Below are 15710 nucleotides of genomic sequence, written 5' to 3' on the forward strand. Positions count from 1 at the left end.
GGCGGCGCGGTCGACGGCGGGCGGGCGTCGCGAGGGAACGCGCCAGGGACCCGGCGGGGCCAGCCAGTGCTCGGATGTCCGGCCGATGACGTGCGGGCAAAGTACCGATGTCGATGAACGACTGGGTCACATTCCGGTAGCGAATTCGACCGGCGCGGCCATACACCAGGTGAAGCAACAACCTGGAGGAACACCGTGTCATCCCAACGCCACGCGCGCCGAGCGTGGTTGATCTGGACCTTCGCCGTCATCGTCTATCTCGCCGCCGTCTTCCACCGCGGTTCCCTCGGCGTCGCGGGAACCCTGGCCAGTGAGCGTTTCGCCATCGGCCCCGCCGCACTCGGGGTCTTCACCGTCGTGCAGGTCGGCGTCTACGCCGCCATGCAGATCCCCACCGGTTTACTGGTCGACCGATTCGGCCCGCGCCGCGTGCTGACCGCCGCCGCCGTGCTCCTGGGCGTCGGGCAACTCCTGTTCGCCCTCGTCGACTCCTACCCGGCCGCCCTCGCCGCGCGCGTGACCGTCGGCATCGGCGACGCGCTCACCTGGGTGAGCATCCTGCGGCTGGTCGCCGCGCACTTCAGCGCCCGCCGCTACGCCCTGGTCGCCTCGGTGTCCAGCGCGTTGGGCGCCCTCGGCGGCGTGCTCGCCACCGTGCCGCTCGGTCTCGCCCTGACCAACGTGGGCTGGACGCCGACCTTCGCGATCGTCGGACTCGTCACCGCCGCCTACGCCGTCATCGCGGGCCGCTTCGTCCGCGACGCGCCGCAGGCCGTCCCGGTGGACGGCGAGCAGCCCCCGGCCCGGCCCACCCCGCCCGGCCTGCGGGAGGTCCTCCACCGCGTCCCCACCGTCTGGCGCGTGCCCGGCACCCGGCTGGCGTTCTGGGTGCACTTCTCCACGATGTTCCTGCCCGGCGTGCTCGGCCTGCTCTGGGGCTTCCCCTACCTGGTCGACGGCCTCGGTGTCGCGCCGGGGACGGCGGGCGTCCTGGTCGGACTGCTGGTCTTCGGCGGGGTGTTCGCGGGCCCGCTGGTCGGCGCGCTGATCGGCCACCGCCCGACGTGCCGGATGCCGCTGGTGATCGGCTACCTCCTCACCGCCCTCGGCGCCCTCACCATGCTGCTGGCCTGGCCCGGCGACGGTCCGCCGCTGCTGCTGGTGACCATGGCGTTCGTGGTCTTCGCCTGCGGCGGCCCCGCGTCCTCGGTGGCCTTCGCCCTGGTGCGGGACTACAACAGCCTCACCGAGGTGGGCACCGCGACCGGGGTCGCCAACGTCGGGGGACACCTGGCCACCGCGTTCTCCGCGCTGCTCATCGGGCTGCTGCTGGACGGGACGGGAGGCTCCTACCGGATCGCCTTCCTCGGCGTCGGCGCCCTGATGCTGTTCGGGATGTCGCGCACCCTCGTCTGGTGGCGGCGGGCGCGCGCGGTGGTGCTGGCCGCCGACGCTCGAGGCGAGTCGGTGCCGGTTCGGCTGAGCTGGCAGCGCTGGGACCTGCGGCCCGCTCCCGTGCCCGCCCGCGTCTGAGGGCCGGTCTTCGGTCGGCGCTCCGGCGTGAGCGGGGAGCGGCCTGGCTGAGCTGCCAGGCGACGATGCCGCAGATCGCCGCGTCTGCCGTGCGCAACAGGACAGGCTCTGCGGACGTCTCCGGGCAGGATCGCCGCCCCGAGAACGGCCAGGCCCCGCCCCCGAACAGTCCGGCTCAGCCCGGCCCGTTCGGGGGCGGATCTGCGCGAGGCGGACGGCGTCGACCGGGCCGAGGACCGCCGCGTCGACCTCGCCGATCGTGCCCGTCACCCGGCGGGCCGGGCTCGGCGAGGCGTGCGGCAGGATGTCACCCCGTGTCCGGACCGTCTCGCAAGCCCCGCGCCTCCCGTCCCCCCGTGCCGCCCGGCCTCGTCGTCGTCGACAAGCAGAGCGGCATGACCTCGCACGACGTGGTCGCCGTCGCCCGTCGAATACTCGGCACCCGCAAGATCGGGCACGCGGGCACCCTCGACCCGATGGCCACCGGCGTGCTGGTCCTCGGCGTGGAACGCGCGACCAAGCTCCTCGGTCACCTCGCCCTGGACACCAAGGCCTACCTCGCGACGATCCGACTCGGCTCCGCCACCACCACCGACGACGCCGAGGGTGAGGTGCTCTCCACCACCGACGCGAGCGGGATCAGCGAGTCCGACGTGCTCACGGCCATCGAACCGCTGGTGGGCGACATCCAGCAGCGGCCGAGCGCCGTCAGCGCCGTCAAGGTCGACGGGAAGCGCGCCTACGCGCGGGTCAGGGCGGGCGAAGAGGTCGAGCTGCCGCCCAGGCCGGTGACCGTGCAGCGGTTCGACGTGCTCGCGCAGCGCACCGAGGGCGAACACGTCGACCTGGACGTCCTCGTCGAGTGCTCCTCCGGCACCTATGTTCGTGCCCTGGCCCGTGACCTCGGGGCCTCGCTGGGCGTCGGCGGGCATCTCGCCGCGCTGCGCCGGACCCGCGTCGGGCCCTTCGGCATCGGGGGCGCCAGGACGCTGGCCAGGCTGGAGGAGAAGCCCGAACTGACCCTCGGCCTGGCGGACGCCGTCGCCGCCGCCTTCCCACGACGCGATCTCGATCACGTCGAGTCCTCGGCGCTGGCCCACGGCGGCAGGCTGCCGCTCGCGGGCATCCCCGGCGCCTACGGGGCCTTCGACCCGGCGGGCAGGCTGATCGCACTGGTCAGTGAGAAGACCGGCCAGGCGACGTCGCTGGTGGTGTTCGCTCCGGCGGGGGCGGCCGCAGACGCCCGCTGACCCGCCAACGTGCACTCCAGCCGCCTCCCGCGACGACGTAGGGTGCTCCTCATGCGACGCTGGCGCGGTCTGGACGCCGTTCCCTCCAACTGGGGTCGGTGCGTGGTCACCATCGGGATCTTCGACGGGGTGCATCGTGGTCATCAGCAGCTCATCGCCTCCGCCGTCGGGCGGGCGCGGGAGCTGGGACTGCCGTGCGTCCTGCTGACCTTCGACCCGCATCCGGCGGAGGTGGTGCGGCCGGGCAGCCACCCGGCGCAGCTCACCACCCTGCGGCGCCGGGCCGAACTGGTCGAGGAACTCGGCGTCGACGTGTTCTGCGTGCTGCCCTTCACCTCGGAGGTCGCCAAGACGCCGCCGGACACCTTCGCGCACGAGGTGCTGGTGGAACGGCTGCACGCGGCGGCGGTGGTGGTGGGGGAGAACTTCACCTTCGGTCACCGCGCCGCGGGCGACGTCGCCCTGCTACGCACGCTCGGCCGTCGGTTCGGCTTCGTCGCCGAGGGCGCGGATCTGCTGGCCAGGAACGAGCTGACCTTCTCCTCCACCTACATCCGCTCCTGCCTGTCGGCGGGCGACGTGACGGCGGCGGCCGAGGCGCTCGGCAGACCGTACCGCTTGGAGGGCATCGTCGTCCGGGGCGACGGCCGAGGCCGTGAACTGGGCTTTCCCACGGCGAACCTCTCGATGCACCGGTATGCGGCCGTGCCGGGCGACGGCGTCTATGCCTGCCGCTTCCAGCTGCGCTCGCACGGTCGGGAGCAGGAGCGGCGAGTGCTGTCCGCCGCCGTGTCGGTGGGGACCAACCCGACGTTCTCCGGCGAGGAGCGCCGCGTCGAGGCCTATGTGCTCGACGTGGACGAGGACTTCTACGGTGAGCACGTCGAGCTGGACTTCGTGGCCAAGCTGCGGGACATGGAGCGGTACGACGAGGTGCAGGCGTTGATCGATCAGATGAGCGTGGACGTGCGGCAGACGCGCGAGATCCTCACCGGGCAGGCGTGAGGACGGGCACCTTCCTGGTACTTGATTTCCGTCGGTTCGGTCCTGAGGCGCCTGGATGACCTGGCAGGATGGCCGGACCACTCGCCGAAGACGAGGACATCGGCGGCGCCGCTGTCGCGTGGTGTGGGCATGGAGAGCGACGACTCAGCCGAGGAGCTGATGTGGACGAGCAGAAGATCGTGCAGCGCAATCTCGCGCTGCAACGAGAGTGGTACGGAGAGCCGCTCGGCGACCGAGTGCGCAGACTGGTGGTCGCGTATCGGATCTCGCAGGCTCAGCTCGCCGACGTACTGGGGATCAGCGCCCCGATGCTCAGCCAGGTCATGAGCGGGCGGCGAGCCAAGATCGGCAACCCCGCCGTGCTCGCCCGACTGGTGATGCTGGAACGGCGGGCCCTGGCGCGCGATGTCACCGCAGGCGACCGCGAGGCCATCCAGCGCGCGCTGGACGAGGTGCGCAACTCGCGCCCCACCGTGGCCAGGGGCGAGCTGCCGATCAACGAGGGCAACCACTCCGACATCGTCGCCCAGGTGCTCGGCCAGGCGGCCAGCTTCGAGGAGCTGATCGAGGCGGCCGAGCTGATCGAGGGCAGGCACCCCAAGCTGGCGCGCGTGCTCCGCGACGCCGCGCGGGACTGACGAAACGGCACCGGAGCGACGACGTGCGGCTGTTCTCGACGCTGTGGCCCGCCTCGGCGGTCGTCGACGATCTCCGCGCGGCCCTGACGGAGGTCCGCGACCGACGGCCGGGGATCGCGGGACCGGGGCTGCGGTTCGGCGCCGAGGCGGACTGGCACGTGACCCTCGCCTTCCACGGTGAGAACGTGGACCGGGCCCCCTTCGCCGATCGGCTGCGCTCCACGATGACGGGACTCCGCGCCCCTCGACTGCGCCTCGCCGGGGTGGGCACCTTCCCGAAGGTCCTCTGGGCGCGAGTCGTTCCGGAACAGGCCGCCGACGAGGCCGCGCTGACGGCACTGGTCGCGGCGGCGGGCGGCGATCCCGACGACTATCAGGCGCATCTGACGCTGGCGCGGTGGAAGCCGGACGCCGACGAGCCGAGGGCCCTGACCTCGGCGCTCGCCGACTACGTCGGGCCGTCCTGGCAGCCTGCCGAGGCCTCACTCGTCGAGAGTGGACCTACCGTGGGCGGCGGCTCTCGCTTCCACCGCGTGCTGGACGTCGCGCTGACTCGCTGAGGCGCGCCGTGTCGTCGGTTCGCCGCGCCCCTGGTCTGCCTGCTGTGTCGCAGGCTCGTCGTGTCGGCGCCGTCGCCCGCTTCGAGCGGATCGGCCGCTACGCCCCGAACCGGGTGCGTCGCCCGAGTCGTTCCGCGCCCGCCTGTCGGTCTCGGCGGGCTTTCGACTCGCCTGCCCGGCGGCAGCCGCAGCAGACCCCCGGGCAGGGCTGCTGAGCCTGCGGGAAACGCCTGACGCGGCGCCCGCCTCCGCCGGGACGGTGATCGCCAGGCCGTTCCATGCGACGGGCTGTCCGGCGTGGTCGGGCCGCCCGGCGGGTTGTCCGGCGGGCTGTCTCCGGGCCGAGGACCGGATGCCGCGCACCGCAGGCCGGGTCGGAAGTCCACGTCACGCAGGGTGCGCCGGGCGCGGCCCTGGTGAGTTCGCCGACGTCGTCAAGGCCGGTGCCGTCGAGTCCCACCGATGCACCGACGTCATCGTGGTCAGGACGTCGTGGTCGAGACGTCGTGGTCAGGACGTCAAGGTCAGGACGTCACCGAGATCGCCGACCGCACCGGGATCACGGCGGGTCCACGGCCAGCCGATACCCGCGTTTGACGACGGTCTGGACGAGCCTCGGCTCGCCGAGGGCGGTGCGGAGCCTGCCGATCGCGGTCTCCACGGCGTGCTCGTCCCCGCCGGTCGGCAGGGCCGCCAGCAGTCGCCGCCTCGGCACGACGCGCCCCGGTGTCGCGGCCAGCGCCCGGAAGACCGCCATCGGCGCCCGAGGTACCGGCCGCAGCATCCCGTCGACGACCGCCGCGTGGCCGCGCAGCTCGACCTCACGGGCGGCGATCCACAGCCGCCCGGCCCTGGCGGGCAGCGTCACCGCCAACTCCCGAACGAGCGCGCCGATCCTGGCCCGCTCCGGCCGCACCACCGGGACCCGCCGGGCCGCCAACGGTCCGGCGCAGATCGAGCCGACGCAGGCCACCAGCACGTCGCGGCGCAGCTCCGCCAGCAGCAGCTCCTCTCGGCCCGTCTCCGCCGCCACCGCCAGCAGATTGCTCGCCGCGGGCGCGCTGGTGAACGCGAGGGCGTCGATCTGCCGGGTCAGGATCGCGTCCACCAGCCGGTGCAGCGGCGCCGAGTCCAGCGGCGGCTGCCACCGATAGACCGGCACCTCCACGACGTCGGCGCCCGCCTCGCGCAGCGCGGCAACGAACTCCGGCTGGGGCTCGCCGTGGAGCTGGACCACGATGCGGCGGCCCGCCACCCCGTCGGACAGCAGGTGACCGAGCATCTCGGCGTTGCTCTCCGTCGGCGGCGACCACGTCTCGATCAGCCCGGCCGCCCGCACGGCGCCGCGAGACTTCGGCCCCCTGGTCAGCAGCCGGGCCGCCCCGAGCCTGCCCAGCAGCCCGTTGCCCAGTCCCCAGCCCTCGGCGGCCTCCAGCCAGCCCCGGAAGCCGATCGCCGTGGTCACCACCACCGCGTCCACCGGGGCCCGCAGCACCGCCTCCGTGGCGGCTCGCAGCCGCACGTCGTCGGCCAGCGGAATGATGCGGATGGCGGGGGCGTGCACCACCACCGCGCCCTTGCGCTCCAGCAGCGCGACCAGTTCCTCCGCCCGACGCGCGGCCGTGACTCCCACCGTGAACCCGGCCAGCGGCAGCAACTCGCCTGCCTCGGTCGTCCGGTGTGCTGTCATGGACGTCCCACCTGAACGGCCCCCGCCACGAGCCGGACCGGATGGGCCCGGACCGAGACGGCCGGATCGTCGAGACAGCGTCCCGTCTGCAGGTCGAACACCTGCTTGTGCATGGGCGAGCTGACGACCGGGCTGCCCGCGCGGTCGCCGACGATGCCTCGGGACAACACGGCTGCCCCGCTCACCGGGTCGAGATTGTCCAGGGCGAAGAGCTGGTCGTCATGAGTGCGGAACACCGCGACCTGATCCCCGCCCGGCAGCAGCGCGGCCACCCCGCGCTCGCGCTGCAACATCCTCAGGTCGCAGACGCTCACCCAGGTCGACTCGAACAATGCGGTCATGGGCTCTTCACCTCCGGGACACCGAGGAGCACCGGCACACGCTGGCCGCGCTCCTCACGGAACGAGATGGACGGGTCGGGGGTCTCCGGCGCGTTGACGAACGAACTGAACCTGGCGAGCTTCTCCGGGTCGTCCAGCACGCCGCGCCATTCGTCGACGTAATCGGTGACGTGCGCGGCCATCGCGGCCTCCAGCTCGGCGCAGATGCCGAGACTGTCGTCGACGATCACCGCTCTGAGATGGTCCAGGCCGCCCTCCATGGACTCGATCCAGGCGGCGGTCCGCTGCAACCGGTCGGCGGTGCGGACGTAGAACATCAGGAAGCGGTCGATCAGCCGGATGAGCGTCTCGGTGTCGACGTCGGTCACCAGCAGCTCGGCGTGGCGGGGGGTGAAGCCCCCGTTGCCGCCCACGTAGACGTTCCAGCCGGACTCGGTCGCGATGATCCCGACGTCCTTGCTCCTGGCCTCGGCGCATTCGCGGGCACAGCCGGAGACGCCCGCCTTGATCTTGTGCGGCGCGCGCAGCCCCCGATAGCGCAGCTCCAGGTCCACCGCGAGACTCACCGAGTCCTGCACGCCGAAGCGGCACCAGGTGGAGCCGACGCACGACTTCACCGTGCGCAGCGCCTTGCCGTAGGCGTGTCCCGACTCGAAGCCCGCCTCGACCAGCCTGCGCCAGATCAGCGGCAGCTGGTCCACGGTGGCGCCGAGCAGGTCGATCCGCTGGGCTCCGGTGATCTTGGTGTAGAGCCCGAAGTCCTTGGCGACCTGCGCGATCACCAGCAGCTTGTCCGGGGTGATCTCCCCGCCGGGAATCCTCGGCACCACCGAGTAGGTCCCGTTGCGCTGGATGTTGGCCAGATAGCGGTCGTTGGTGTCCTGGAGGACGGCCTGCTCACCGTCCAGGACGTGACCGCCGCCGAGCGAGGCGAGGATCGAGGCGGCCACCGGCTTGCACACGTCGCAGCCGCGTCCCCGACCGTGCCGCGCGATCAGCTCGCTGAAGGTCCGCAGGCCGGTGGACCGGACGATCTCGAACAGCTCCGCCCTGGTGTGCTCGAAGTGCTCGCACAGCGCGCGGGACTGCTCCACCCCGCGCTCGGCGAGCATCCGCTTGAGCATCGGAACACACGAGCCGCAGCCGCTGCCCGCCTTGGTACAGGACTTCAGTGCGGGGACGTCGGTGCAGCCGTCGTCGATCGCCGCGTTCAACGCGCCCTTGGTGACCGCGTGACACGAGCAGACCTGTGCCGAGTCCGGCAGCGCCGCCGTGCCGACCTGTCCGCCGCCGCCCTCCGGCGCGAGGAGCTGATCGGGTTGTGCGGGCAGCGGGGCGCCGACCAGCGGCCGGAGCAGACCGTAGGCACCCGCGTCGCCCACCAGCACGCCGCCGAGCACGGTCTTCGCGTCGTCGGAGACCACCAGCTTCTTGTAGGTGCCCGCCACCGGGTCGTTGTGCACGACCTCCAGCGCGCCGGGCGCCTGGGCGTGCGCGTCGCCGAAGCTGGCGACGTCGATGCCGAGCAGCTTGAGCTTCGTCGAGGTGTCCGCGCCCGCGAACTCCGCCGCCCCGCCCAGCAGCCGGTCCACCACGACCTCGGCCATCGCGTATCCGGGGCCGACGAGCCCGTACACCCGGCCTGCCACGCACGCGCACTCGCCGACGGCGTAGATCGACGGCTCGGAGGTCTGACAGCCCGCGTCCACGACGATCCCGCCGCGTTCGCCGACGGTCAGGCCGATCCGCCGCGCCAGGTCGTCGCGGGGACGCACGCCTGCGGAGAACACCACCAGCGGCGTGTCGATCCGGCCGCCGTCCGAGAGCCGGACCCCGGTGACCTCGCCGCCTGCGGAGCCCAGCACCTCCTGGGTGGAGACGCCGGAGTGCACGGCGACGCCGAGGCGTTCGACCTGGCCGCGCAGCACCGCGCCGCCGCCCTCGTCGATCTGCAGGGGCATCAGTCGCGGAGCCAGCTCCACGACGTGTGGGCGGACTCCGAGCAGCCGGAGCGCGTTGGCGGCCTCCAGACCCAGCAGGCCGCCGCCGACGACCACGCCCGTCTCGGCGTGCTCGGCCGCGGCCCGAATGCCGTCGAGGTCCTCGATGGTGCGGTAGACGTGACAGCCCGCAAGGTCGTGGCCCGGCACCGGCGGCACGAACGGCCGCGATCCCGTCGCCAGCACCAGCGCGTCGTAGGCGCGGGTGACGCCCGAGGCCGTCGTCACCGTGCGGGCCGTCGGGTCCACGTCGACCACCGGATCGCCCAGCCGCAGCTCCACGGTCTCGTCCTCGGCGAACTCCGCGCCGGGCAGCCGCAGCGTCTCGGGTCGCCAGGAGTCCACATAGGACGACAGCGCGACCCGGTCGTAGGCGGGCCGGGGCTCCTCGGCGAGGACCACGACGCGCCAGGCGCCCGTGACGTCCCGATCGCGGAGCGCCTGGACCACTCGATGGCCGACCATTCCGTTGCCGACGATGACCAGCGTCCGCGTCATGGAAGTCCCTTCTTCGGCAGGTGTCCTCCATGCTCACCGCGTGCCGTGTCCCGCCTGGGTCCCCGGTATTGCATGACCGTTAACGGGTGCTCTCCTCGCAGGTGACGGGCAGTGCGACGCGGCGATCGGAGCAACGGCGGCCTGCGCGCTGTCGTCGCTTTCACGCCAACCTCACGCCGACGGCGCCGGACGACGAACGCCCCGCCCGGCGCAGGCGGCCGAGCGGGGCGTGGACGTCAGGAGCGGGACGAGCCCGGCGCCCTCGGGCGCGGTCTCGGCCCGGATCACACTCTGGCGGCCGCCAGACTCGGCAGCCGGGAGACCAGGACGGTCTTGCGCAGGTAGCACCACCACGTGACGGCCAGGCACAGCCCGTAGAAGACGACGAAGCCGTAGAGCGCCGCCTCGATGCCGCCGCTGCCCGAGATCGACGCCGCGAAGCCCCGGTTGACGAAGAACCCGCCGAACGCCCCGACCGCCGAGGCGATGCCGATGGCCGCCGCTGCCTCCCGCTTGGCCCGCGCGCCCGCCTCGGCCCGATCGACGCCCGCCGCCTCCTCGCGGCGTGCCCGCGCCCTGAAGATGGCCGGGATCATCCGATAGGTGGAGCCGTTGCCGATCCCGCTGGTGATGAACAACAGCAGGAAGGCCCCGAGGAAGAGTTCGAAGCGCCCGCTGCGCAGACCGGCGATCACCGCCAGGGCCGTCAGTCCCATGGCCGCGAACGTCCACACCGTGACCCGCGCGCCGCCCAGCCGGTCGGCCAGCCAGCCGCCCAGCGGACGGGCCAGCGAGCCGACGGCCGCGCCGAGCCAGGCGAAGTACGAGCCCTGGACGTCGGGGAACTGGGTGGAGATCAGCAGCGGCAACGCGGCCGAGAAGCCGATGAAGGAGCCGAAGGTGCCGATGTAGAGGAAGGACATCACCCAGGTGTGCGGCCTGCGGGCCGCCGTGATCTGCGCCTTGAAGTCCGACCGCGCCTCGACGAGGTTGTCCATGAACAGCAGCGCGCAGATCGCCGCCGCCACCACGAACGGCAGGTAGAACAACGCCGCGTAGGCCAGGTTCACCCCGGTGCCCAGCGAGATGACCACCGGAATGATCAACTGCATCAGCGCGACGCCGAGATTCCCGCCCGCCGCGTTCAGGCCCAGCGCGAAGCCCTTGCGCGACTCGGGATAGAAGAAACTGATGTTCGCCATGCTGCTGGCGAAGTTCCCGCCGCCGACGCCCGCGGTGGCCGCCGCGAGCAGGAACATCCAGAACGGCGTCTCCGGATTCGACACGCAGAGGATCAGCAGGGCGACCGGCAGCAGGAGCAGCAGGGCGCTCACCGCCGTCCAGTTCCGCCCGCCGAAGCGGGGCACCGCGAAGGTGTAGGGCAGCCGCAGCGCGGAGCCCAGCAGATTGGGCACCGCCACCAGCCAGAAGAGCTGATCGACGGAGAAGGCGAAGCCCGCCGACGGCAGCGCGACCACGACCACGCTCCAGATCGACCAGAGCGCGAAGCCGAGGTGCTCGGCGAAGATCGAGAAGATCAGATTCCGCCGCGCGACCCGCGCCCCGGTGCGGGCCCAGAACTCGGGGTCCTCCGGCTCCCAGTGCTCGATCCACCGACGGCCCTGTCGTCCGTGTCGCTCTTGCCGCTCGCTGTCCGCCGTCACGGTCATCCGTCGTCCTCCAGTGCCCACGTCGGTCGTCCTCACCTCGCCTCACCGGGGCCGTCATCGGTGGCGACCCGGCCACGAGAGCCGTCGCCGACGCTATGAAGTGCCCGTTACCTCGCGATGACCGGGGATGACCGGTGGGCGAATTCCCCTTCACCGGGCTGTGCAGACCTGGGTGAGCCCGGATTGCCGCCGTCGTCACCCCGACGGGGTTCGGGGGCCGGCTGCTCGCCCGATGGCAACGGTCACCCGCTCGGTACCCCCGTCGCCTGCGGTGATCAGCAGCCGTGAACGCAGACCCGATGCGATCGTGCGAGCTCCCGGCGGCGACGTGGGTCACGGCTCGTCGGGGCGAGCCGGGCGTACTGCTGGATCACCGTCGACGGAACGAGAGCAGGCGAGGAACGACAACGGCGGCCACCTCGGCCGGGCCGAAGCCGTGATCGGGGCGCGGATCACCGCGACGTGGCAGGCCGGTCGGGGCCGTGGCACGAGCGCGATGGTCTCGCGGCGAGGCTCCGTGCCGACTCCTCCGGCGACCGCGGCCCGCCTCGACCACGACGGCGCCCCGCCGCCTCACCCCGCCGGAACCGCCACCGCGGGCTCTCGATCCGCCAGCCAGGCCGCCAACGCGCATACCTCGTCCCGGCAGCCGCCGCAGCCGGTGGTCGCCCTGGTTTGCACCGCGAGGTCCGACACCGAGCGCGCCCCCGACTCCCAGGCCTCCACGAGACGATCCCGCCGCACCGAGTTGCAGCGACACACCATCGCGTCGGCGGGCTGCGCGCCGGGATCGATGCTGCTCTCGGCGGGGAGCGCCCGGCCGAGCAGCAGGCCCAGCCGGTCCGGTGGCACCGGAGTCCCCCGGTCGAAGAACCCGGTGATCGAGGCGGCGGCGTCCGGAACACCCAGCAGGATCGCCCCGGTCACCCGTTCGTCCCGCACCACCAGCTTGGCGTAGCGGCCCCGCACGGGGTCCTGCACGCACACCACCTCGGAGTCGGGGCTGTCCACCGGCACGTGCACGTCGCCGAGCGCCGCGAGATCGATGTCTCGTGCCTTCAGGCGCGTCACCGTGGTCGTGCCCGTGTAGCGGGACTCCGGGTTCGACTCGGTCAACAGGTCCGCGAGCACCGAGGCCTGGTCCCAGGCAGACTGCACCAGGCCCGCGTCCGCGCCGGGATGCTGGGCGCAGTCGCCCAGCGCCGAGACGTCGGGGTCCTCGGTGCGCAGCCGGTCGTCGACCAGCACTCCCCGGTCCACCGCCAGCCCCGCCGCCCTGGCCTGCTCCACCGCCGCGCGCACCCCGGCGGCGACCACCACCAGCTCGGCGGGCACCGTCGTGCCGTCGGCCAGCAGCAGGCCCGTGCCCGGTCGGTGCGCCACGGCAGGCACGCCCAGCCGGAGCCGGACGCCCAGCTCACTCAGCGACCGGGCCAGCACCCGACCCGCGCCCGCGTCCAGCTGTCGTTCCATCAGGTGATCGCCCGGATGCACCACGGTCACCTCGGTGCCCCGGCCCGCGAGGCCCCGCGCGGCCTCCAGCCCGAGCAGCCCGCCCCCGAGCACCGCCACCCGGACGCCCGCCCGCGCGGCGGCCGAGATCCGTTCGCAGTCGTCCAGCGTGCGGAAGGGCACGACGTCCGAGGCAGGCTCGCCGTCGGAGTCGAGTAGACCCGGCAGCGGCGGCAGCCACGCCCTGCTGCCGGTGGCCAGGACGAGGTGGTCGTAGGCGCACCACCGATCGTCGTCGAGCCGGACCCGCCGTTCGCGGAGGTCCAGCTCCGTCACCCGACGTCCGCGCCGCAGGTCGACGAGGTTCCGCAGCGCCCAGTCCTCGTCCTGCAACTGCACGGCCTCGGCGGGCAGCGAGCCCGCCACGACGCTGGAGAGCAGCACCCGGTTGTACGCGGGATGCGGCTCCTCGCCGAACACCGTCAACGCCACGCGGTCGCCCGCCGGATCACGCCTGCGGATCTCCTCGGCAAGCCGGGCCCCGGCCATTCCGTAGCCCATCAGGATCACCTGTCGACGGCTCATCGGACCTCTCCTTCGCGCTGGATCGCGGCGGGGTGCGCCGCGTCGAGACGGGCCGCGCAGACCTTGAACTCGGGCATCCGACTCACCGGGTCGAGCACCGGATTGGTGAGCAGGTTGGCGCGCTGGACGCCGGGGAAGTGGAAGGGCAGGAACAGCACGTCCGGCCGCATCGAGGGCACACAGCGCACCCTGGCCTGCATCACCCCTCGGCGGGAGCTGACCCACGCCGTCGCGCCCTCGGCGAGTCCGGCGCGCGCGGCGGTGTCGGGGTGGACCTCCACGTGCGCCTCCCCGGACACCGCGACCAGCTCGGGGATCAACCGGGTCTGTGCCCCGGACTGGTACTGCGCCAGGACCCGGCCGGTGGTCAGTACCAGCGGGAACTCGGCGTCCGGCGGCTCGGCGGGCCCCCGGTAGTCCACCGCGACGAACCGGGCCCGTCCGTCGGCGTGGGCGAAGGAGTCCAGGAACATCCTCGGCGTCCCCGGATGCGTCGGGTGGGGCACCGGCCAGTGCAGGGCCTCCCCGGCGCGCAGCCGCGCATGGCTGATCCCCGAGTAGTCGGCGGGCCCGCCTGCCGAGGCGGCCCGCAGCTCCTCGAACACCGTGTCGGCCACCACCGGGAACCGCTCCGGCGGCTGCCCCAGCCGGACGGCCAGCCCGTGCAGGACGTCGAGGTCGCTGCGCACCCGAGGCGGCGGGTCGACCGCCTTGCGCCGGAGCAGCACCCGGCCCTCCAGGCTGGTCATCGTGCCGTCCTCCTCGGCCCACTGCGTCACCGGCAGCACCACGTCGGCCGCCTCGGCCGTCTCGGAGAGCACCACGTCGGCGACCACCAGCAGGTCCAGCGCCGCCAGCCGCTCCTGCACGTGTGCCGCGCGGGGCGCCGAGACCACCGGGTTGCTGCCGAAGACGAGCAGGGCGCGCGGCCCGTCGTCCCGGCCGAGTGCGTCGAGCAGCTCGTAGGCCGAGCGGCCGGGGCCGGGCAGCTCGGCAGGGTCGACGCCCCAGACTCCGGCGACGTGCGCGCGAGCCGCCGGATCGTCGAGTCGCCGATAGCCGGGCAGCTGGTCGGCCTTCTGGCCGTGTTCGCGCCCGCCCTGGCCGTTGCCCTGCCCGGTGAGGCAGCCGAAGCCCGCGCCAGGCGTGCCCGGCAGCCCCAGGGCCAGCGACAGGTTGATCCAGGCCGAGACGGTGTCGGCGCCGTCGGAGTGCTGCTCGGTGCCGCGCGCGGTCAGCACGTAGGCGCGGTCGGCCTCGGCGAGCAGCCGCACCGCAGCGTGCTGGTCGGCCGCCGACACCCCGGTCACCCGCTCGACGCGCTCCGGCCACCAGGCCGCCGCCGCCCGCCAGGCCGCGTCGAGGCCGCTGGTCCGCGACTGGACGTAGGCGTGATCGACCAGGCCGTCCAGTACTGCCGCGTGCAGCATCCCGAGGGCCAGCGCCAGATCCGTGCCGGGGGTCGGCTGCAGGTGCAGCGCGGCCTGCTCCGCCGTCGGTGTCCGGCGAGGATCGATCACGATCAGTCCGCCCCGATCGGCCGTCCGCCGCAGGTGGCCGACGAAGGGCGGCATGGTCTCCGAGGGATTGGCGCCGATCAGCAGCACCGCGTCCGCCGCGCCGAGGTCGGCGACCGGAAACGGCATCCCGCGATCCAGCCCGAACGCCCGCATGCCCGCTGCGGCCGCCGAGGACATGCAGAACCGACCGTTGTAGTCGATCTGCGAGGTGCCCAGCGCAACCCGCGCGAACTTGCCGAGCAGATACGCCTTCTCGTTGGTCAGCCCGCCGCCGCCGAAGACCCCGACCGAGTCGGGGCCGTGCTCGGCGCGCAGCCCGCGCAGCTCGGCGGCGATCCGGTCCAGCGCCGTCTCCCAGCTCACCGGCCGCAGCGGCGCGTCCCGCCGGGGCCGGGCCAGCGGGGTCGTCAGCCTGCCCGGCGAGGTCAGCACCGTCGCCGAGGTCCAGCCCTTCTGACAGAGTCCGCCCCGGTTGGTGGGGAAGTCCCTCGGCGCGACCTCCAGCGTGCGGGTCGTCACCGTCATCGCGCACTGGAGCGCGCAGTAGGGGCAGTGGGTGGCGACCTCGGCGCCCGGCCCGCCGGTGTCGGCGGTCCCGCCTTCGCCGACGATCTCCTCGGGTGCCCGAGGCGCGGTGACCTGCGACATCGTGTGCCTCCTCGTTGGCGGGCCCGCCGTGCGCCCGGCGTTCGCCGCGTCTCGCAGGCCGCTCGCACCGCCCGGTCCGCGCCGACGCGTCCGCGCCGGGCCCGCGTCGGCGGGTGCGGATCACCGACGCTAGGCACCCGCTGTTACTCGGGCGTGGCGTCGCGTTTCCGGCAGGCGAAATCGTCTGCGCAGGCCTTGACGGTCTGCGGTGAGGTCCGGCGTCTGCCCGCCTGCTACCCTCGGCTCTCGGGTCCGGCTGCGTTCCGTGGCGGCCGTGACCGTCTTCCGCGAGGCCTGACCCGCTCGGTCGGTGTTCGTGG

Annotated in this window: 11 protein-coding genes; 5 read left to right on the forward strand and 6 right to left on the reverse strand. The window is 73.1% G+C overall.

The window, feature by feature from the left end:
* Positions 1-195 precede the first annotated feature (195 nt).
* The 5 genes from UA75_RS09365 (at position 196) to UA75_RS09385 (ending at position 4986) form a co-directional block, all read left to right on the forward strand.
* The gene (locus tag UA75_RS09365; RefSeq protein WP_075739911.1) at positions 196-1533 is read left to right on the forward strand and encodes an MFS transporter; all 1338 of its coding nucleotides are present in this window, start codon (positions 196-198) and stop codon (positions 1531-1533) included.
* A gap of 314 nt (positions 1534-1847) precedes the next feature.
* The gene (gene truB / locus UA75_RS09370; protein ID WP_075739912.1) at positions 1848-2783 is read left to right on the forward strand and encodes a tRNA pseudouridine(55) synthase TruB; all 936 of its coding nucleotides are present in this window, start codon (positions 1848-1850) and stop codon (positions 2781-2783) included.
* A gap of 51 nt (positions 2784-2834) precedes the next feature.
* Positions 2835-3788 carry a bifunctional riboflavin kinase/FAD synthetase gene (locus tag UA75_RS09375; RefSeq protein ID WP_075739913.1) on the forward strand — a complete coding sequence of 318 codons (954 nt, stop codon included), beginning with the start codon at positions 2835-2837 and terminating at the stop codon, positions 3786-3788.
* A gap of 161 nt (positions 3789-3949) precedes the next feature.
* Positions 3950-4426, forward strand: a complete 477-nt coding sequence (locus UA75_RS09380) for a helix-turn-helix domain-containing protein (RefSeq protein WP_075739914.1) — start codon at positions 3950-3952, stop codon at positions 4424-4426.
* Between the two features lie 23 nt (positions 4427-4449).
* Positions 4450-4986, forward strand: a complete 537-nt coding sequence (locus tag UA75_RS09385) for a 2'-5' RNA ligase family protein (protein WP_075739915.1) — start codon at positions 4450-4452, stop codon at positions 4984-4986.
* Between the two features lie 559 nt (positions 4987-5545).
* On the opposite strand, the gene UA75_RS09390 is transcribed toward UA75_RS09385, so the two are convergent.
* The 6 genes from UA75_RS09390 to UA75_RS09415 form a co-directional block, all read right to left on the reverse strand.
* Positions 5546-6676 (reverse strand): uroporphyrinogen-III synthase, encoded by a 1131-nt coding sequence (locus tag UA75_RS09390; RefSeq protein WP_075739916.1) that lies wholly within the window; start codon positions 6674-6676, stop codon positions 5546-5548.
* Positions 6673-7017 carry a nitrite reductase small subunit NirD gene (gene nirD, locus UA75_RS09395; RefSeq protein ID WP_075739917.1) on the reverse strand — a complete coding sequence of 115 codons (345 nt, stop codon included), beginning with the start codon at positions 7015-7017 and terminating at the stop codon, positions 6673-6675. The genes UA75_RS09390 and nirD overlap by 4 nt, the downstream gene beginning before the upstream one ends.
* Positions 7014-9515, reverse strand: a complete 2502-nt coding sequence (gene nirB, locus UA75_RS09400; RefSeq protein WP_075739918.1) for a nitrite reductase large subunit NirB — start codon at positions 9513-9515, stop codon at positions 7014-7016. The genes nirD and nirB overlap by 4 nt, the downstream gene beginning before the upstream one ends.
* 284 nt (positions 9516-9799) lie before the next feature.
* Positions 9800-11185, reverse strand: a complete 1386-nt coding sequence (locus UA75_RS09405; RefSeq protein WP_075739919.1) for an MFS transporter — start codon at positions 11183-11185, stop codon at positions 9800-9802.
* A 573-nt stretch (positions 11186-11758) separates the two neighbouring features.
* Positions 11759-13222 carry an FAD-dependent oxidoreductase gene (locus UA75_RS09410; RefSeq protein ID WP_075739920.1) on the reverse strand — a complete coding sequence of 488 codons (1464 nt, stop codon included), beginning with the start codon at positions 13220-13222 and terminating at the stop codon, positions 11759-11761.
* Positions 13219-15390, reverse strand: coding sequence for a molybdopterin oxidoreductase family protein (locus UA75_RS09415; protein ID WP_083690660.1), 2172 nt, complete (start codon positions 15388-15390; stop codon positions 13219-13221). Before UA75_RS09415 ends, UA75_RS09410 begins: the two co-directional genes overlap by 4 nt.
* Between the last annotated feature and the right edge of the window lie 320 nt (positions 15391-15710).

The organism is Actinoalloteichus sp. GBA129-24, from assembly GCF_001941645.1.
In the GTDB taxonomy this organism is placed as follows: domain Bacteria; phylum Actinomycetota; class Actinomycetes; order Mycobacteriales; family Pseudonocardiaceae; genus Actinoalloteichus_A; species Actinoalloteichus_A fjordicus.